17 protein-coding genes are annotated in these 21,011 nt (G+C 38.4%); all 17 read left to right on the forward strand.

Annotated elements, in window-relative coordinates; genetic code table 11:
• The first annotated feature begins 10 nt into the window (after window positions 1-10).
• The 17 genes from AC1Q6O_RS03825 to nusA all read left to right on the forward strand — a co-directional run bounded on the left by AC1Q6O_RS03825 (window position 11) and on the right by nusA (window position 20,980).
• Window positions 11-1,234 carry an amidohydrolase gene (locus AC1Q6O_RS03825; RefSeq protein WP_089985338.1) on the forward strand — a complete coding sequence of 408 codons (1,224 nt, stop codon included), beginning with the start codon at window positions 11-13 and terminating at the stop codon, window positions 1,232-1,234.
• A gap of 28 nt (window positions 1,235-1,262) precedes the next feature.
• Window positions 1,263-2,483: an amidohydrolase gene (locus tag AC1Q6O_RS03830; RefSeq protein ID WP_043990756.1), complete on the forward strand. Its 1,221-nt coding sequence runs from the start codon at window positions 1,263-1,265 to the stop codon at window positions 2,481-2,483.
• 582 nt (window positions 2,484-3,065) lie between these two features.
• Entirely contained in the window at window positions 3,066-3,836 is a 771-nt protein-coding gene (locus AC1Q6O_RS03835; protein WP_008180720.1) for a FliA/WhiG family RNA polymerase sigma factor, read from the forward strand.
• A gap of 23 nt (window positions 3,837-3,859) precedes the next feature.
• Complete coding sequence (locus AC1Q6O_RS03840; RefSeq protein WP_008180718.1) at window positions 3,860-4,168, forward strand: hypothetical protein; 309 nt, start codon at window positions 3,860-3,862, stop codon at window positions 4,166-4,168.
• Window positions 4,169-4,177: 9 nt separating this feature from the next.
• The gene (locus AC1Q6O_RS03845) at window positions 4,178-4,753 is read left to right on the forward strand and encodes a hypothetical protein (RefSeq protein ID WP_090001011.1); all 576 of its coding nucleotides are present in this window, start codon (window positions 4,178-4,180) and stop codon (window positions 4,751-4,753) included.
• Window positions 4,754-4,909: 156 nt separating this feature from the next.
• Window positions 4,910-5,629 carry a 30S ribosomal protein S2 gene (gene rpsB, locus AC1Q6O_RS03850; protein ID WP_004269262.1) on the forward strand — a complete coding sequence of 240 codons (720 nt, stop codon included), beginning with the start codon at window positions 4,910-4,912 and terminating at the stop codon, window positions 5,627-5,629.
• A 102-nt stretch (window positions 5,630-5,731) separates the two neighbouring features.
• Window positions 5,732-6,619, forward strand: a complete 888-nt coding sequence (tsf, locus tag AC1Q6O_RS03855; protein WP_008181406.1) for a translation elongation factor Ts — start codon at window positions 5,732-5,734, stop codon at window positions 6,617-6,619.
• A 214-nt stretch (window positions 6,620-6,833) separates the two neighbouring features.
• Window positions 6,834-7,559 (forward strand): UMP kinase, encoded by a 726-nt coding sequence (gene pyrH / locus AC1Q6O_RS03860; RefSeq protein ID WP_008181404.1) that lies wholly within the window; start codon window positions 6,834-6,836, stop codon window positions 7,557-7,559.
• Entirely contained in the window at window positions 7,559-8,116 is a 558-nt protein-coding gene (frr, locus tag AC1Q6O_RS03865) for a ribosome recycling factor (RefSeq protein ID WP_089985339.1), read from the forward strand. The genes pyrH and frr overlap by 1 nt, the downstream gene beginning before the upstream one ends.
• 315 nt (window positions 8,117-8,431) lie before the next feature.
• Window positions 8,432-9,226: an undecaprenyl pyrophosphate synthase gene (gene uppS, locus AC1Q6O_RS03870; RefSeq protein ID WP_008181400.1), complete on the forward strand. Its 795-nt coding sequence runs from the start codon at window positions 8,432-8,434 to the stop codon at window positions 9,224-9,226.
• Window positions 9,223-10,023: a phosphatidate cytidylyltransferase gene (locus AC1Q6O_RS03875; protein ID WP_089985341.1), complete on the forward strand. Its 801-nt coding sequence runs from the start codon at window positions 9,223-9,225 to the stop codon at window positions 10,021-10,023. Before uppS ends, AC1Q6O_RS03875 begins: the two co-directional genes overlap by 4 nt.
• Before the next feature lie 62 nt (window positions 10,024-10,085).
• Window positions 10,086-11,231: a 1-deoxy-D-xylulose-5-phosphate reductoisomerase gene (dxr, locus tag AC1Q6O_RS03880; RefSeq protein WP_089985343.1), complete on the forward strand. Its 1,146-nt coding sequence runs from the start codon at window positions 10,086-10,088 to the stop codon at window positions 11,229-11,231.
• A gap of 46 nt (window positions 11,232-11,277) precedes the next feature.
• Window positions 11,278-12,540, forward strand: coding sequence for an RIP metalloprotease RseP (gene rseP, locus AC1Q6O_RS03885; protein ID WP_008181395.1), 1,263 nt, complete (start codon window positions 11,278-11,280; stop codon window positions 12,538-12,540).
• Window positions 12,541-12,688: 148 nt separating this feature from the next.
• Window positions 12,689-14,395 (forward strand): proline--tRNA ligase, encoded by a 1,707-nt coding sequence (locus tag AC1Q6O_RS03890; protein ID WP_089985346.1) that lies wholly within the window; start codon window positions 12,689-12,691, stop codon window positions 14,393-14,395.
• A gap of 272 nt (window positions 14,396-14,667) precedes the next feature.
• Window positions 14,668-18,999: a PolC-type DNA polymerase III gene (locus AC1Q6O_RS03895; protein ID WP_008181390.1), complete on the forward strand. Its 4,332-nt coding sequence runs from the start codon at window positions 14,668-14,670 to the stop codon at window positions 18,997-18,999.
• A gap of 340 nt (window positions 19,000-19,339) precedes the next feature.
• Complete coding sequence (rimP, locus tag AC1Q6O_RS03900) at window positions 19,340-19,810, forward strand: ribosome maturation factor RimP (RefSeq protein WP_025113965.1); 471 nt, start codon at window positions 19,340-19,342, stop codon at window positions 19,808-19,810.
• 30 nt (window positions 19,811-19,840) lie between these two features.
• Complete coding sequence (nusA, locus tag AC1Q6O_RS03905) at window positions 19,841-20,980, forward strand: transcription termination factor NusA (RefSeq protein WP_008179001.1); 1,140 nt, start codon at window positions 19,841-19,843, stop codon at window positions 20,978-20,980.
• Window positions 20,981-21,011: the final 31 nt, after the last annotated feature.

The raw sequence follows: 21,011 nt of genomic DNA on the forward strand, positions 1-21,011 counted from the left end.
GGTTCATATAATGACACCATTAGCATATTGGCTCATTAACGTACGACTAGAAACAGGTTTACATTACAATCATACTACTGTAATTGGAACACAAACCGAGCTTTTTAATGTACAAATTGAAAAGGGGATAATACAGCAAATTAAACGTGGAAATCAACCACTAGAGACGGATTTACCTCAATTGGATGCTCAAGGCTACCTCATGCTACCATCTTTTAGGGATATGCATATTCATCTTGATAAAACATATTTTGGTGGGCCATGGAAGGCACCTACCATTCCAACAGAGGGTCTTATAACTAGATTAAAAGAGGAAGAATTACTCCTTCCTAGTTTATTACCTGTAACAGAGGAAAGAGCAAAAAAACTAATAGATCTACTATTAAATGCAGGCTCCACACATATTCGTACGCATTGTAATATTGACCCGTTTATCGGTTTGAAAAATTTAGAGGCGGTCTTAAGAGTAAAAGAGGCTTACAAAGATAAAGTTGCTATGGAGATTGTAGCATTCCCGCAGCATGGGCTATTACGTAGTGATTCGGTTTCTTTAGTAAGAGAAGCATTGCGTAACGGGGCATCTCTCGTAGGAGGTGTTGATCCAGCAACAATCGATGAAAATATTGAGAAATCATTACAAACCGTGATGGAATTAGCGGTAGACGCAAATGCAGATGTAGATCTTCATATTCATGATCCTGGCCATCTCGGCATTTTTACGTTTAAACGACTAGCAGCGTTAACAGAGGCAGCTGGTTGGCAAGGGAGAGTGACAATTAGTCATGCCATGGCTTTTGCAGATATTCCTACTAGTGAAGCGAGTGAAGTAGCAGAATTACTTGCACATCTTGGCATAGCTATTACTTCTACTGTGCCAATTGAGCACACTATCCCTATTCCTCTCTTAGATCATAAAGGGGTAAACATATCACTTGGCGATGATAGTATTACGGACCATTGGTCACCATTCGGGAAAGGGGATAGTCTAGAAAAAGCAGGAACACTTGCAGAACGATTTGGTTTAAGTGATGAGCGTTCACTTGGTCAAAGCCTAAAATACATTACAGGTGGTATTACACCTCTAAATAAGGATGGTCATCAAATATGGCCGAATGTTGGAGATGAAGCAAATATTGTTTTTGTTGAAGCAACTTGTTCGGCAGAAGCTGTGGCTAGAAGGGCGAAAAGAGTGGCAGTGCTCTTTAAAGGAAAAATAGTTTCTGGTGAACTTTAAAATTGAAAATAGAAAGGATACATTTAAAATGCATGCTACTTTTTGGTTAACCAATGTACGACTTGAAACAGGCTATCATGTTGAAAATGGTATGGTTGCACAGACAAGAACCGCCTGCTCACATCTCCTCATTAAGGATGGGAAAATTTCAGATATTGTTTCGGCAGAAATGCAATTGAATGATCATTTCCCTAAAAAAGATATGAAGCAACTATTAGCGCTACCGTCTTTCATCGAAAAACATTGTCATTTGGATAAAACACTTTTAGGCGATCAGTGGCTTGCTGTCACACCTGTGAACAATATTTTTGAACGTCTGGAAATAGAAAAAAAGGTTCTTCCTACTTTACATACCACTACACAACAACGCGCAGAAGAGTTGCTTTCACGTTATGTACAGTCTGGGGTTACCCATGTTCGTACCCATGTGGATTTGTATCCCGAGGTGGGCTTAAAAAATTTAGAGGAAGTTCAAATGGCTTTACAAACTTTTGAAGGAAGGTTGTCATATGAAATCGTAGCCTTTCCGCAGCACGGACTATTGCGAACGAAGGCGACAAATATAATAAGAGAAGCCCTTCGCATGGGCGTAGGCTTAGTAGGTGGTGTTGATCCAGCTACTGTGGATGGCGATATTGAGGCATCCTTACAACAAATGGTGGAGCTCGCTGTGGAGGGAAATGCTGGGGTTGATTTGCATTTACATGACCCGGATCAATTAGGTACCTTTACAATGAGAAGATTAGCTCAATTAACGAAGGAGGCTGGTCTGCAAGGTAAAGTGGCGATAAGCCATGCATTCGGACTTGGTGATGTTTCACGAGCTGAAGCAGAAGAAATGGCTGACATATTAAGAGATGCAGGGATTACGATAGTGACTAGTGTACCTATTCGCAGAAAATTTCCTCCAGTTGGATTATTACATAGCAAAGGGGTACCGGTTGCAATTGGTTGTGATAATATTTTTGATGTTTGGTCACCATTTGGGAACGGAGATCTGTTAGAAAGAGCAGGCCGTTTAGCTAATAGTTCAGGGTGGAGAGATGAATATTCATTAGCGCAAACCTTGCAGTTTATTACAGGTGGGAAAACGCCGTTGAATCAAGCAGGTGAACAAATCTGGCCAAAGGTTGGAGATAGTGCCAATCTAGTTTTAGTGGATGCTTCTTGCGCTGCTGAAGCAATCGCCCGCAAAGGTCAACGTAAGGCAACCATCTTTAATGGTAAAATGGTTTTTAGTTCGATTTAAAGCAATATCTTCAAGAGGGTGGTACTGTTTGACTTCGGTCAAATAGCCATCCTTTTTTAGGCTAAAAAAGGTGGAGAAAATAAGGCCAGATTTGAACTAGTATCATTTAGTTCGATAGGAGATGATTTGAATTTCTGTGGACAAATGGTGAGAATGCTACTTTGCTGGGTGTATTTATACCTAGTAACCTCGGTGAAGAAAGAGCAAAAGGGCGCTATATAAGATTCATAATTCCTACAAAAAAACCTAACAAAATTAAAATGTAAAAGCTTAATAATTTAGACATATTTTAAAACTGTATCCTAGGTTAATGTATAGCTAGGGTACAGTTTTAATTTGTTTGTACAAAATAAAGAGAGACGAACAGAAACAAATGAAATTATAGTCGATTTTTGTTATAATAGTAGGAAAGATGGCAATAGTTTATCCATTTTTTTACTCTGTTAGGTACTAGTAAGAGTAACCCGGATATAGATTTTTAAAAAAAACTATGGAGAAATCCTGATGAAAGAAAAGTTTTATGAGCGCAAGTAGTCAGTAGCAAACGGGCGCGTAAAGGCGTTTTTTAGAGAGGTGGATTTCATGACACAACCAATTCTGAACGATGAGCAAAAACTGTGGAATCGCTGGATACATGAGCGTGATCCAGATGCTGGTGATTTACTCATAAAAAAATATATTTCTTTAGTATCTTACCATGTTCAACGTATTAGTGCGGGATTACCAAAGAGTGTATCGCGAGACGATTTAACGAGCTTAGGTATGATAGGACTTTTTGATGCATTAAATAAATTTGATATTAATAGAGATTTGAAATTCGATACATATGCTTCATTTAGAGTAAGGGGAGCCATTATAGATGGGCTTCGTAAGGAAGATTGGCTACCACGCTCAGCGCGAGAAAAAGCCAAAAAATTAGATGCTCAGATTGAGCAATTAGAGCAAAAATATATGCGTCATGTGACACCTGAGGAACTTGCGAAGCATATGGAAGTACCTGTGGAAGACGTTTATCAGACAGTACAAGAGCATTTTTTTTCCAATGTTCTTTCCATTAATGAACAACAAGACCAAGAAGAGGTAGATGGAAAGTCGTTTGTCATTCGAGATGATACGACAAAAACTCCTGAACAATCGGTGGTTAAATCTGAATTACTAGATGATTTAGCAGAAAATATTCAAAAGCTAAATGAAAAGGAACAGTTGGTTCTAAGTTTATTTTACACGGAGGAACTGACGCTGACTGAAATTGGTGAAATGCTTGAATTATCGACATCACGTATTTCGCAAATCCATTCCAAAGCGCTTTTAAAATTACGTAAATTATTATCTAGCGAAATGATGAATGCGTAAATATCCTTGAGGGAGAGATTCCGATGAGTTTAAAAGGGGTTGAATTGCAAATTGCGATTCCTAAAACATTTGAAGCTGGGAAAATGGCTGATCAAGTACAGCAACAAGCTTTAGCTCAACAAGCACATGCTAATGAAGCGTTAAAAAAGGAAATAGAGCGCAAGCAAAAAATTGTAAATACATCAGAAGGTATGGATGAAATAAGTGAGGATGAAGATGCAGGTGGCGAATACTTAACGGATCCTTACAAAAAGAAGAAAAAGCAACAGGATCAACAAGAAAAACAGGCACAACATCCGTTTAAAGGCAATTTCGTGGATTTTAGTGGATAGGAGCTTATAATGACAACCATACTAATAGCGGTACTATTCTTTTTACAGCTACTTACATTTTACTTCCTTATTATTTTAAATACTAAGTTAGCAAAATTTAAGGATTTAGAAAAGAAGCAAGAACGCTTAATGAGCGAAATGGACGATACCATTAGTGTCTATTTAACAGAAATGAAAGATGAAAACGACCGTCTTATTAAGGAGCTACAAAATGTCTCATCATCAGACATAGCGGCGACTCGCGTTCAACAAACCGTAAGCAATGAGCCTCAACAGGAGCAGGCTACTTCGCCCTCAGAGCAAGTGCTGAAAAATGACAGTCCATTAAGCTTAGATAAAGATGCTCGTATCTATGTACCTAAAAATATAGTAGCCAATGCTTATTCGCGTCAGCAACAGACAACGGCAACAGCAGCATCCTCGCCAACGCCTTTGAAAGTAGAGCAACAGGAGCAGGTTAAAGAGCTTACAATAGAGCAACAGGCATTAAATTTAGCAAAGCAGGGTAAATCAACAGAAGAAATAGCGAAACAGCTGCAAAAGGGAAAAACAGAAATCGAGCTTTTACTGAAATTTCATCACTAAATTGTTGCTAACCGGCAAAAGCTATGATATAGTTGCAAATGGTGTTATTACTACACACGCATTTTGATGTAGTAAGTGGTGCTCTAAGATTAGGGTAGCTTGTTGCAAAAGATAAATGCGGAGGATAAAAACCAAACATACTAGGAGGAAATTCACATGTCAGTAATTTCTATGAAACAATTACTTGAAGCTGGTGTACATTTCGGTCACCAAACTCGTCGTTGGAACCCAAAAATGAAGAAATATATCTTCGTAGAACGTAACGGGATCTACATCATCGACTTACAAAAAACTGTTAAAAAATTAGAGGAAGCTTATGACTTCATGCGTCAAGTTGGTCAAGACGGTGGTAAAGTTCTTTTCGTTGGTACGAAAAAACAAGCACAAGAAGCGATCAAAGATGAAGCTGAACGTTCAGGCAACTACTACATCAACCAACGTTGGTTAGGTGGTACTCTTACTAACTTCGGTACAATTCAAAAACGTGTTGCACGTATGAAACAAATCGAAAAAATGGAAGAAGAAGGTACATTCGAAGTTCTTCCTAAAAAAGAAGTAATCCAACTTAAAAAAGAACACGAACGTCTAATCAAATTCTTAGGCGGTATCCGTGATATGCACGATCTTCCAGACGTAATGTTCGTGGTTGACCCACGTAAAGAACGTATTGCGGTTGCTGAAGCTCGTAAATTAAACATCCCTCTAGTAGGTATTGTTGATACAAACTGTGATCCAGATGAAATCGACTACGTAATCCCTGCTAATGATGATGCTATTCGCGCTGTTAAACTTTTAACTGCTAAAATGGCTGACGCTTTAATCGAGTCAAAACAAGGTGAAGAAGAAGCTCCAGCTGTAGAAGCTGCTGCTGAGTAATTCACGTTTACAAAAAGGTGATAAGTGGCTCAAAACCCTTATCACCTTTTTTAGAACCTATCATTAAAACTATGTTCAAACAATTTGAGGAGGAAACACTAAATGGCAAACATTACTGCACAATTAGTAAAAGAATTACGTGAAAAAACTGGCGCTGGTATGATGGATTGTAAAAAAGCGCTAGTACAAACTGATGGTAATCTAGAAGCTGCAATCGATTTCCTACGTGAAAAAGGTCTTTCTTCAGCTGCTAAAAAAGCTGACCGTATCGCGGCAGAAGGTACAACTTATATTTTAGAACAAGGTAACGAAGCAATCATCATTGAAGTTAACGCTGAAACTGACTTCGTTGCAAAAAATGACAAATTCCAAGTATTAGTTTCATCTTTAGCAGAGCAATTACTTACTGCTAAACCAGCATCAGTTGAAGCTGCATTAGAGCTTACAAATGCTGATGGCGTAAAAATTGAAGATCAAATTTCTACAGCTGTAGCAACAATTGGTGAAAAAATCACACTTCGTCGTTTTGAAATCAAAACAAAAACTGATGCAGATTCATTCGGCGCTTACTTACACATGGGCGGCCGCATTGGAGTATTAGTAACTTTAGAAGGTTCTACTGATGCATCAGCAGCTAAAGATGTTGCAATGCACATTGCTGCTATCAACCCAACTTACGTTTCTCGCGATGAAGTTTCTGCTGAAGAAGTTGAACGTGAGCGTAAAGTATTAACTGAGCAAGCTCTTAACGAAGGTAAACCAGAAAACATCGTTGCTAAAATGGTTGAAGGTCGTCTTGGTAAATATTTCGAAGATGTTTGCCTACTTGATCAATCATTCGTTAAAAACTCTGATCAAAAAGTACGTGATTTCGTAGCTTCTACTGGTGGTTCAGTAAACGGCTTTGTACGTTACGCTGTTGGTGAAGGTATCGAAAAACGTGAAGATAACTTTGCAGAAGAAGTAATGAGCCAAGTTAAAGGTAACTAATTTAGCGGGCATTTGATCCTAATCAAATAATATCTAGATTTTCTAGACAAAAAATGGGGAACACAACATAGCGTGTTCCCTATTTTTCCGAAATAAAGAAAATAGTAATAGAATTTTCTATTCTGCCTTATTCACAACTAGCAATTATTGTTAGATATACTATAATGGAAAAGGGAATAGAGATTTTTTAAATAAAGTCTTACGGAGGTTTACAATGAGTGTACCGCAATATAAACGAGTAGTTATTAAACTAAGTGGTGAAGCGTTAGCTGGAGAAGCGGGCTTCGGTTTATCACCAAAAATAATCAAGTCTGTTGCAGAAGAAGTAAAAGAAGTAGTGGATCTTGATGTAGAAGTTGCTGTTGTTGTAGGTGGCGGTAATATATGGCGTGGAAAAATAGGTAGTGAAATGGGGATGGATCGTGCTGCAGCTGACTATATGGGCATGCTTGCAACAGTCATGAACTCCCTAGCGTTACAAGATGCTCTTGAAAAATTAGGCATTGAAACACGTGTTCAATCTTCTATCGTGATGACTCAAGTAGCGGAGCCATACATTCGTCGTAAAGCAGTTAGACATCTTGAGAAAAAGCGTGTCGTTATCTTTGCAGCAGGGACAGGTAATCCGTTCTTCTCAACTGATACGACGGCGGCATTACGTGCAGCAGAAATTGATGCAGATGCGATTTTAATGGCTAAAAACAATGTTGATGGCGTTTATTCAGCAGATCCAAAAGTGGATCAAACAGCCGTTAAATATGATACACTCACATACTTAGACGTTATTCAACAAGGCTTACAAGTAATGGATTCAACAGCTTCTACCCTATGTATGGATAACGATATTCCACTAATTGTTTTCTCAATTACGGAACAAGGCAACATTAAACGTGCTGTACTAGGTGAAAAAATCGGAACAGTTGTTAGGAGGAATGCATAATGGCAAAACAAGTATTAGAACAAGCAAAAGATAAAATGAACAAAACAATTGCAGCTTTCACACGTGAACTATCTTCAATTCGTGCAGGTCGTGCAAACGCATCATTACTAGATCGTATTATGGTTGATTATTATGGAGCTCCAACACCAATCAATCAACTTGCAGGTGTTTCTGTACCAGAAGCTCGTTTATTAGTGATTACACCTTACGATAAAACAATTTTAGGTGAAATTGAAAAAGCAATTATGAGATCTGATATCGGTATTACACCAACAAATGATGGCTCTATCATTCGCTTAATGATCCCTGCTCTTACTGAAGAGCGTCGTAAAGATTTAGTGAAGCAAGTGAAAAAAGAAGCAGAAGACGCAAAAATTGCTGTACGTAATGTACGTCGTGATGCGAATGATGATTTGAAAAAACTTGAAAAAGCTGGCGAAATCACAGAAGACGATCTACGTGGCTATGGTGATGATATTCAAAAATTAACAGATGAATTCATTGTCAAAGTGGATCAAGTAACGAAAGATAAAGAAAAAGAAATTTTAGAGGTGTAAAACAAAGGTTTTACATGTTTATGATGGAACTTTTTGATGAGATGAAGGCGTCCTATACTTTACAGGACGTCTTTTCTCTTTACCGTTCGAATATGAGCTGAATCATAGAGAAAAGCATAGATGAAATATACAATGTTATGCATCACATAAATATTGATTAATTTTTTAACAAACTTATTCTTTAAGAATGTGTATAGTTCTAAAATACGCTAGTACATACATAGTCAATTTAGAGGGGAAAAAAAAGACAAAAAGCGCTTTTGTTTGTTATGATAGGTTAGTATACGTCCGATTAGTTGTAGTGGGGGAGTTAGCATGTTTAAAAAGCTATTAGGTAAACAAATAAATATGGATACACTATCATTGGAGGAGCGTGTGGCCCTAACTAAAAGCGAGCCGATTCCTGCCCATGTAGCGATTATTATGGACGGAAATGGACGTTGGGCAAAAAAACGAGCTATGCCACGTGTTGCTGGTCATCATGAGGGAATGAAGACAGTACGTAAGGTCACGAGATTTGCGTCTGATTTAGGCATAAAGGTATTAACCGTATATGCATTTTCCACTGAAAACTGGAAACGCCCAAAACCTGAAGTAGATTTTCTCATGCGGCTACCAGTCGAGTTTTTAGGTTCCTTTTTACCCGAGATGATGGAACGTAATGTACGTGTCGAAATGATTGGAGATCCATCTTTATTACCTGCCCATACACAAAAAGCGTTGTATGAGGCAATGGAAGAAACGAAGCATAATACAGGCCTTATTTTAAATTTTGCGCTGAATTATGGAAGTCGTTCTGAGATGGTTAATGCCATGAAAATGATGCTTCAAAAAGTGCAGGACGGTCAATTAACAATGCAAGACCTAACAGAAGAATGCTTAACGTCTCATTTAATGACGGCCCATTTGCCTGAACCGGATTTATTAATTCGTACAAGTGGTGAAGTACGCTTAAGTAACTTTATGCTTTGGCAGCTTGCCTATACGGAATTTTGGTTTACAGATACATTATGGCCAGATTTTAGTGAGGAAACCTTACTGGAAGCGGTGGAAAACTATCAAAAGCGTAATCGCCGTTATGGTGGGTTGAAGGGAGAAGAAACAACTTGAAACAACGAATTATTACCGCAATAATTGCAGCAGCACTTTTCATTCCATTCGTTATTTATGGAAAAGTACCATTTGCCATACTTGTGCTAGCAATGGCTATTGTCGGTTTTTATGAAATACTAAAGATGAAAGGTATTTCGATTTTTTCTGTGCCTGGCTTCTTAGGGCTTGTCACTTTAATTTTACTTGTCATACCGAACGACTGGAGTGAAAAGGTTGTAGATTTAATAGGCTATTCGTCTAATCTAATGGTAGTCTATGGTCTAATGATGTTACTCCTGATTTACGTCGTTTTAGTAAAAAATAAAATAACTTTTGATGAAGTTGGTTTTATTTTATTAGGTGCATTTTATGTGGGCTTAGGGTTCCATTACCTAATTGAAACAAGGAACGTAGGCTTAGAGTACGTTGTCTATTGTTTATTAGTCGTTTGGACAACGGATTCAGGTGCTTATTTTGTCGGAAGAAAATTTGGTAAGAATAAGTTATGGCCTGAAATCTCACCTAAGAAAACGATTGAAGGCTTCATCGGTGGAATTGTCATTGCCGTCATTTTCGCTGTCTGTATGCAACTCATTTACCCATTCGAAGATGGTTATATATCACTTGTAGTCGTAACAATTTTCGCCTCCATTATTGGTCAGATGGGCGACTTAGTAGAATCTGCTATTAAGCGTCATTTTGATGTAAAGGATTCAGGTAATATTTTACCAGGGCATGGCGGGATATTAGATCGTTTCGATAGTCTATTGTTCGTCGTGCCTTTGCTTCATTTTTTAAATTTGTTTGGTAGTTAATCCGAACTTTTAAGGACATCTATTCATACATTTGCTTAGATAGAAAAAGGGGACAATGTGTTGTGAAAAAGATTAGTTTATTAGGTGCAACTGGTTCAATCGGTTGGCAAACCTACGATATTTTAAAAGAACAACGTGAAGCTTTTCAATTAGTAGCTTTCTCTTCAGGGAAAAATATAAAGAAAACACGAGAGATGATTGATAACTTAAAGCCCGAATTGGTTTCTGTGCAGCTAGAAGAAGATGCGCTGCTGCTTGCTAAGGAGTATCCGACAATTCACTTTACATTTGGCGCAAAAGGCTTAGTGGAGGTTGCTACACATCCAGATTCGACGATTCTTGTCAATGCAGTGCTCGGAAGTGTTGGGCTGGAATCTACTTTAGCAGCCATTCGAATGGGCAAAACAATTGCTATTGCTAATAAAGAAACACTTGTGACAGCCGGGCATTTAGTGATGGCTGAAGCGAAAAAATATAACGCAACTATTCTGCCTGTTGATAGTGAGCATTCAGCTATCTTCCAATCGATGAATGGTGAAGACCCAAAATATATTGAACGTTTAATTATTACTGCTTCAGGTGGCAGCTTCCGTGATAAAACAAGGGACCAATTAAAACATGTGACTGTCGCTGACGCACTGAATCACCCGAATTGGTCGATGGGCGCAAAGATTACAATAGATTCTGCAACAATGATGAATAAAGGTTTAGAAGTGATTGAAGCGCATGTTTTATTTGATATGCCATACGAAAAAATTGATGTACTTTTGCATAGAGAAAGTATTATTCACTCTCTAGTTGAGTATCATGATACTAGTGTGATTGCTCAATTAGGTACACCAGATATGCGCGTTCCTATCCAATATGCTTTAAGTTATCCTGATCGAATCCCGTTACATAATGGTCAGCGACTGAATTTAGCGCAAATTGGTCAGTTACATTTTCAAGAAATGGACTTTGAACGTTATCCAGCATTGCGATTAGCATATGAGGCTGGCCGTACTGGTGGTACCATTTTAACAGCAATGAATGCAGCGAACGAAGCAGCAGTTGCAGCTTTTTTACAAGGGAAAATAACATTCCTTCAAATCGATGAGACAATTGAACGTGTGATGCAAGCACACCAAAACATTGCAATACCAGATTTACAAACGATTTTACAGGTGGACAGTGAAACAAGAAAAATAGTGTTAGACATGGTAAAATAACGAGAGCAATGTATCGTTAACTAATCGCTTTTAAAGGTGGGGTATTATGCAAACAGCCATTGCATTTATTTTAATATTTGGTTTGCTCGTCTTCTTCCATGAACTTGGACACTTCTTATTCGCCAAACGAGCAGGTATTCTAGTACGTGAATTTGCCATTGGAATGGGACCCAAAATATATGGGAGAACGCATGGAGAAACAATGTATACTGTTCGTTTATTGCCTATCGGGGGATATGTACGAATGGCTGGCGAAGATATGGATGGCACTGAATTACAGCCAGGATATCGAATAGGGCTTGTTGTCAATGAAGATAATGTTGTTAAAAAAATCATTTTCAATCAAAATAATAAGCAATTACCAGATTTATTATTTTTAGAAGTTGAACGTGCTGATTTAGAAAAAGATTTGTTTGTAGAGGGCTATGATGAAGAAGAACGATTAGTTCGTTATCAAGTAGCGAGAGATTGTGTCCTTGTGGAAAATGGACGAGAGCTTGTCATTGCACCTCATGATCGTCAATTTAATTCTAAAACGGTTGGCCAACGAGCGATGACTATTTTTGCAGGACCATTTTTTAACTTTATTCTAGCTTTCGTGATTTATTTAGTTATTGGATTAATTCACGGAGTTCCAACATATGAGCCAGTTATCTCTGAAGTAGTAGAAAATAATCCAGCTGCGGAGGCTGGGATGCTTGCAGGTGATAGAGTTACAGCCATTGATGGACAAGCTGTTGAAAAGTGGCAGGATTTAGCTGCAATTATTCAGGATCATCCAAACGAAGAGATTATGGTGACCGTAGATCGAGATGGACAATCTATCAACTTAAATATGACTGTTAAGGAAGTCCAGCAGGATGGAGAAAAGTATGGTCAAATTGGTGTGCTTTACGATAGCCCGAGAGAATTTAATCCACTAAAGGCTGTTGTCTATGGGGCACAAGAAACCTATAATATGACTGTCAAAATATTTGAGCTTCTAGGTATGTTGATTACTGGTAAGTTTACAATAGACGCTTTATCTGGTCCTGTAGGTATTTATAAAGCAACCGAGCAAGTAGCTCAGTACGGTATTATGAACCTAATGAATTGGGCTGCAATGTTAAGTATAAATCTAGGAATTATGAACTTACTTCCATTACCTGCTTTAGATGGTGGTCGCTTATTATTCTTTGGTTTTGAAGCTTTACGAGGGAAACCAATTGACCGTCAAAAAGAAGGAATTGTTCATTTTGTAGGAATTGTTCTACTAATGATTTTAATGGTAGTTGTCACATGGAATGATATACAGAGATTTTTCTTTTAATAAATGACTAGCAAATTCTAGCTTTACAATTAAAAGGAATTTTATTTATAGCTTTGGGCGCAATTTCTACGAAACATTGCGCTCAAAGCTAAATTTGTTTATGCTATTGAGAGTATAAATTTATCTATTAAAAAAGGTGGAACACTGAATGAAGCAAAGTAAAACATTTATCCCAACGTTACGTGAAGTACCTGCTGATGCTGAGGTAAAGTCACATAAGCAATTACTACGTGCAGGGTTTATTCGTCAAAATACAAGTGGGGTATACTCGTATTTACCGCTTGCAAAACGTGTGTTATCAAAAATTGAAACAATTATTCGAGAAGAGATGGAGGCCATCAATTCGATTGAGCTATTAATGCCATCTCTACAATCTGCTGAGCTTTGGCAAGAGTCAGGTCGCTGGGAAAAATACGGTCCAGAATTAATGCGCTTGAAAGACCGTCATGACCGTGATTTTGCATTGGGGCCAACACATGAAGAAGTAATTACAACTTTAGTACGTGATGAAATTAAATCTTATAAAAAATTACCGTTAACACTTTATCAAATTCAAACGAAATTCCGTGATGAAAAACGTCCACGCTTTGGTTTACTACGAGGAAGAGAATTTATTATGAAAGATGCGTATTCCTTCCATGCATCTCGTGAAAGTTTAGATGAAACATATGATGATATGTACCGTGCTTATTCTAATATTTTCTCACGTCTTGGCTTAAACTATCGCGCTGTTATCGCTGATGCAGGTTCTATCGGCGGAAAAGGTACACATGAGTTCATGGTACTTTCTGAAATTGGAGAAGATACAATTGCCTACTCAGATACATCTGACTATGCAGCAAATATTGAAATGGCTGAAGTCATTGCAGATTACCAGACATCTGATGAAGCATTAAAAGAAGTTGAAAAAGTAGCGACACCAGATCAAAAAACAATTGAGGAAGTTTCAGCATTCCTACAAGTAAAACCTGCTAATGTTATAAAGTCTCTTGTCTTTGATGTAGATGGAGAGCTTGTAGTTGTTCTTGCGCGTGGAGATCATGAAATCAATGATATTAAATTGAAAAATGCTCTTGAAGCGGGTTCTGTAGAGCTTGCAAGTGAAGTAGCGATTCGTGAGCTATTAGGTTGTGGTGTTGGCTCCATTGGACCAGTGAAGTTACCGGTAGACGTAAAAGTAGTAGCTGATCATGCGATTAAATCTATTCGTAATGGTATTGCAGGTGCGAATGAAGATGGATTCCATCTAGTAAATGTTAATCCTGAGCGTGATTTTGCTGTGAATGACTACTTAGATATTCGTTTTATTCAAGAGGGTGATCCTTCTCCAGATGGACAAGGTACGATTAAATTCGCGGAAGGCATCGAGGTTGGTCATATTTTCAAACTAGGTACTACATATTCTGCTAAAATGAATGGTACTTTCTTAGACGAGCAAGGGAAATCCCAACCATTTATTATGGGTTGCTATGGTATTGGTGTTTCTCGTATTCTAGCTGCGGTAGCTGAGCATTTCCAAGATGAAAATGGCTTCACATGGCCAACGCAATTAGCACCGTACGATATCCATGTTGTTCCTGTGAATACTAAAGATGAAGCGCAAGTAGCTTTAGCAGATGAGCTTTACGGCTTATTAAAATCATATCGCTATGATGTACTACTAGATGACCGTGCCGAGCGTGCCGGCGTTAAGTTTGCGGACGCTGATTTAATTGGTTTACCTGTTCGCGTAACGGTTGGTAAAAAAGCAATAGAAGGTATTGTGGAAGTGAAGTTCCGACAAACTGGGGAAACATTTGAATGGAAAAAAGAAGAAGTGATTGACCACTTAAATGAATTTTTCCGTAAAAATTAATAACCTCTTATGGTTGGTTTTAAATGGAAGTGAATGCTTCTAATAGAGGCTTTCATGTAATTTTGATAAAATAGGAATAAATAAATTCGCGACAATTCTGCGGGACGGTGAGCCAAGCAAAGAAAAACAGATAGTCTAGACTATCTGTTAAGCTTGAAGAGCGCCCGCAGTGAGGGAGCGAATTTTTTTCTGGCATTCTTGTCCTATGTTGAAGATGAATTAGAAAAGAGGCTTATACGGAATGCCTCCTTCTGAAAGTAGGTGTCGATAGATTGGAACAGCAACAAGAGGCAAGAACGAGATTTCGGATGCTTTTGCAGCAACTAGAGTTAACAGATGATGTGTACATGTCATTTTTTGAAGAAGGTGAGTTATCACGGCTAACAGTCCATAAAAAGGATAGACTATGGCATTTTACTATTCAATTACGTGATATACTGCCATTTCCGCTTTACCAGCTTTTCCGTACCCATTTAACAGATAAATTTTCAGCAATCGCACAGGTTTATACAACCATTGAGACACAAGAGAAAAGTGTAACAGAGGAACTTGTCCAAGCTTATTGGCTAAATGTTGTTGAGCAAATTGATGAGATGGCACCAACATTGAAAAATTGCCTTATCTCTCAAGTGCCGATGTGGAATGGTCAGAAAATCACATTAGCCTGTATGCAGGAAATGGAATTCATGATGTTAAAAACGAAGTATTCCGACAAGCTAGCAGAAAGCTATTGTCAATTCGGTTTTCCAAAAATGGCGATAGATTTTGTGCTTCAAGAACAAACGGAAGAAATGATTGCTGCTCAGGAAGCGTTTATGGAACAAAAGCGCATGGAAGAAGCAGCTCTATCTCAGCAAGCGATGCAGGATTTCCAAAAACGAGAGCAAGAGAAGAAGGACAATCCAGCTATTGCGAACCTTGGTGATCGTCCATTCCAGCTTGGTATGCTTATTAAAGACGATGAAATTATGGAAATAAAACGCATTGTTGAAGAGGAACGCCGTGTAATTGTTGAGGGCTTTGTCTTTGATGCAGAAATTAAAGTACTGAAAAGTGGACGCTCTTTATTACAAATTAAAATTACCGACTATACGGACTCTATCATCGTCAAAATGTTCTCACGTGATAATGACGATGCTGAACTGATGCAGCACCTAAAAAAGGGAATGTGGGTTAAAGTTCGAGGCTCCGTCCAAACAGATACATTTATTCGTGATTTAATCGTCATGGCTAATGATATTAATGAAATAAAAAAAGAAACACGTCAGGATCTAGCACCAGAGGGTGAAAAGCGAGTAGAGCTACATTTGCATACACCAATGAGCCAAATGGACGCTGTGACGCCCGTTGATCGCCTAGTTGCACAGGCAGCAAAATGGGGTCATCCAGCAGTAGCTATTACAGATCATGCTGTTGTACAATCCTTCCCTGAAGCATATGCAGCAGGGAAAAAGCATGGTATTAAAGTAATTTATGGCTTGGAGGCTAATTTAGTTGATGATGGTGTCCCTATAGCTTATGCACCAGAGCACCGCTTATTAGAAGAAGCCACTTATGTTGTCTTTGACGTGGAAACGACAGGGTTATCAACTGCTTACGATACAATTATTGAGCTGGCGGCAGTAAAAATTAAAGATGGCCAAGTCATTGATAAATATGAAAGCTTTGCAAACCCACATCATCCGCTTTCAGCAACGACTATTGAATTAACAGGTATTACGGATGATATGGTTCGTCATGCACCAGAAGTAGAGCAAGTTATAAAAGAGTTTCATGCATTTATTGGTGATGGGATTGTTGTTGCTCATAATGCGTCATTTGATATTGGTTTCCTGTATACGGGCTATAAAAAATTTGGTCTTGAAGGAACAACACATCCAGTCATTGATACATTAGAGCTAGCTAGATTGCTGTACCCAACAATGAAAAATCACCGTTTAAATACACTTTGTAAAAAATTCAATATTGAATTAACACAACATCACCGAGCGATATACGATACAGAGGCGACAGGCTATTTACTATTACAATTATTAAAAGATGCCGATGAATTAGTCATTAAATACCATGATGATTTTAATAAGCATATTGGTGGTGGGGACGCCTATAAAAAAGGTCGACCCATGCATTGTACTATTTTAGCTGTTGATAATGCGGGCTTAAAGAATTTATTTAAAATTGTTTCACACGCCCATACAAAAACATTCTATCGAGTTCCTCGTGTGACAAGAGCTGTTCTAGAGCAATATCGAGAAGGTTTACTAGTCGGTTCTGGTTGTAGTAATGGTGAATTATTTGAAACGATGATGAATAAATCACCTGAGGAAGCTGAACAAGTGGCTAAATTCTATGATTATATTGAGGTGCAACCGAAAGCAGTATATGCACCATTAATTGAACGTAATGTCGTGCGTGATGAATGGACATTAGAGGATATCATAAGAAAGCTTGTTAAGTTAGGGAAGAAGCTCGATAAACCAGTTGTGGCAACGGGAAATGTTCATTATTTGGATCCGACAGATGCTATGTTTAGACAAATACTCGTTGGTTCTCAAGGTGGTGCAAACATCTTAAATCGATCCAAACTACCTGAGGTGCATTTTAGAACAACGGATGAAATGCTAAAAGAATTTGATTTCTTAGGACCAGATCTGGCTAAAGAAGTTGTTGTGACGAATGCACAAAAAGTAGCTGACAGCATTGGAGATGTTAAGCCGATTAAGGATGATTTATATACGCCCAAAATTGAAGGCTCTGATGATGAAGTAACCAATTTAACGTATGAAATGGCTCATCATATTTACGGTGAGGAGCTACCCGAAATTGTAAAAGCTCGAATTGAAAAAGAACTAAAATCTATATTAGGACATGGTTTTGGTGTAATTTATTTAATTTCTGCGAAGCTGGTGAAGAAATCTTTAGCTGACGGTTATTTAGTAGGTTCTCGTGGTTCCGTGGGCTCTTCATTAGTCGCAACCTTTATGGAAATTACGGAGGTTAACCCATTGCCTCCGCATTATGTTTGCCCAAATTGTAAGCATTCTGAGTTTTTTGATGATGGTTCGGTTAGCTCAGGCTTTGACTTACCGAATAAAGACTGCTCAGAATGTGGAACACCTTATAAAAAAGATGGACAAGATATTCCATTCGAAACCTTCCTTGGCTTTAAAGGGGATAAGGTACCCGATATCGATTTAAACTTTTCTGGTGAATACCAGCCGAAGGCCCATAATTATACCAAGGTATTATTTGGTGAGGATTATGTGTACCGTGCAGGAACAATCGGTACGGTGGCGGAGAAAACAGCATATGGTTATGTCAAAGGCTATGCGAATGATCACAACTTGCATTTCCGCGGAGCTGAAGTGGATCGTTTAGTGCAAGGATGTACAGGGGTCAAGCGAACTAGTGGGCAACACCCAGGGGGAATTATCGTAGTACCTGATTATATGGATATTTTTGATTTCTCTCCAGTACAGTTCCCAGCAGATGCTCAGGATGCAGAATGGCGTACAACCCATTTCGACTTCCACTCGATTCATGATAATATTTTGAAACTAGATATACTTGGACACGATGATCCGACGGTTATTAGAATGCTACAGGATTTATCAGGAATAGATCCAAAAACGATTCCTACTGATGATCCTGTCGTCATGCAAATTTTTAGTTCACCTGAAACGTTAGGTGTCACTGAAAAACAAATTGGCTGTAAGACGGGAACATTAGGTATTCCTGAATTCGGTACTCGCTTCGTACGACAAATGTTAGAGGATACAAAGCCTTCTACATTCTCAGAGCTTGTGCAAATTTCCGGATTATCTCATGGAACAGACGTATGGCTAGGTAACGCACAAGAATTAATTCATAACGGGACATGTGTCTTGAAAGAAGTAATTGGTTGTCGTGACGATATTATGGTGTATTTAATTTACCAAGGTCTAGAGCCATCGTTAGCATTTAAAATCATGGAGTCTGTACGTAAAGGGAAAGGCTTATCAGAGGAATTTGAAGCAGAGATGCTCGCCAATAAAGTACCAGGATGGTATATCGAGTCATGTAAAAAGATAAAATATATGTTCCCGAAAGCCCATGCTGCCGCATACGTATTAATGGCGGTTCGTATTGCTTGGTTTAAGGTCCATTTTCCAATCCTATACTATGCAGCATATTTCACGGTACGTGCAGATGACTTTGATTTAATTGCTATGGTTCAAGGTTCACAAATGATTCGTGCCCGTATTGACGAAATCAATTTAAAAGGTCTAGATGCCTCTACAAAAGAGAAGAACTTATTAACGGTAATGGAGCTAGCACTAGAAATGTGTGAACGAGGAATGAGCTTCCAGAAAGTTGACTTGTACCGTTCGCAGGCAAGTGAATTTGTCATTGAAGGCAATACATTAATTCCACCTTTTGATGCAATCCCAGGACTTGGTACGAACGTAGCCAAAACGATAGTGGCTGCTCGAGAAGATGGAGAGTTTTTATCAAAGGAGGATTTACAGCAACGAGGCCGTGTTTCGAAGACACTAATCGAATACATGGATCAGCTGGGCTGTTTAGAAGGCATGCCTGATGCTAATCAGTTATCTCTCTTTTAAAATGGAATGAGCTGGATTCATTCAAAGTTTAATCTGTAAAACCATTGCCAATTTCAAAATCCTGTCACAATATGGTTATCTTTAATGAAGGAAATTTGCATTATACCAAGAACTATGCTATTCTAATGGTAATAATTTGTTGATATTTTTCCAGCAAAAGAGTGGGGCTTACCCGCTCTTTTCTGTTGTTATACCGTAGCAAACAAATTTTGACTAACAGCAGGTAAGACCGTAAAATTTCACCAAAGCAACTGGTGGAATTTCTGTTTTATTATGGTTCATTCCACTAAGAATACTGTAATGAATGGTTGACACGCTAGAATAGATACAGGAGGAAATAATGAGCAAAGTACCATCTTTAATTGAAGAGCTCGCTAAACCAATAGTAGATGAGTTAAATCTGGAGTTAGTGGATATTGAGTTCGTAAAAGAAGGGCGTAACTGGTTTTTACGCGTCTATGTTGATACACCAGAAGGTAGCATCGACATTGACCAATGTGCTCAAGTAAGCGAACGACTAAGTTTGTTATTGGATGAAAAAGATCCAATTACACAAAACTATTATTTAGAAGTTTCATCACCTGGAGCGGAGCGTCCCTTAAAAAAGGATGCTGATTTTGAAAAGGCAATTGGTAAGTTTATTTATGTAAAAACCTATAAGCCCATAAACGACATGAAGGAATTCCAAGGCTACTTAACATCCTACGATGAACATACATTAGTGATGGAAGTGCGCATTAAAACGCGTAAAATTACAGTAACAATAGAACAAGAAAAAATCGCATTGGCACGATTAGCCATCGATTTTTAAGCATAATGCATATTTAGGAGTGAAAACAAAATGAGTAGTGATTTGTTAGATGCGCTGAATGCGCTAGAAGAACAAAAAGGAATTTCAAGAGATGTGTTAATTGAAGCAATTGAGGCGGCATTAGTCACAGCTTACAAACGCAACTTCAACCAAGCACAAAATGTTCGAGTGGACTTAAATTTAGATAAGGGCTCTATCCGCGTGTTTTCACGTAAAGATGTTGTGGAAGAAGTAGAAGACGATCGTCTACAAATTTCTTTAGAGGACGCAAAGGTTATTAACCCAGCTTATCAATTAGAAGATATCGTGGAACAAGAAGTAACGCCACGTAACTTCGGCCGTATTGCTGCTCAAACAGCTAAACAGGTAGTAACACAACGCGTACGTGAAGCGGAACGTGGTTTAATCTACGAGCAATATGTCGATCGTGAAGATGATATCGTAACAGGTGTTGTGGAACGTTTAGATGCGCGAAATATTTATGTAGGTTTAGGTAAAGTAGAGGCTGCATTGCCAGTCAATGAGCAAATCCAGGGCGAAACCTATCGTCCGCATGATCGCATCAAAGTATATATTACAAAAGTTGAACGTACAACACGCGGTCCACAAGTGATTGTATCTCGAACACATCCAGGATTATTACGCCGATTATTTGAGATGGAAGTACCTGAAATTTATGAAGGAATTGTAGAGATTAAATCGATTGCTCGTGAAGCAGGAGATCGCTCAAAAATTTCTGTCTATGCACATAACGAAGAAGTAGATCCAGTAGGTTCTTGTGTTGGTGCAAAAGGTGCACGTGTACAAACAATTGTTAACGAATTAAACGGCGAAAAAATCGATATCGTAGAATGGTCAGAAGATCCTGTTGTATTCGTTGCCAATGCACTTAGCCCATCGAAAGTTTTAGATGTTCAAGTAAACGAAGAAGAAAAATCCACAACGGTTGTTGTACCAGACTATCAATTATCGCTAGCTATTGGTAAACGTGGCCAAAATGCACGTTTAGCTGCGAAACTTACTGGCTGGAAAATTGATATTAAGAGTGAGACAGATGCTCGTGAATTAGGTATCTATCCATCTGCTACAAGCACTTTCGTACCTGCTGAAGATGAAGAAAGTGATTTTGATGAAGTGGCAGTAGATTTATATCAAGACGACGAAGAATAAGTAAGAAAGCCCGTGTGACGAGTTACCTGAC

This window comes from Lysinibacillus sp. GW823-FHT06C08 (genome assembly GCF_058795135.1).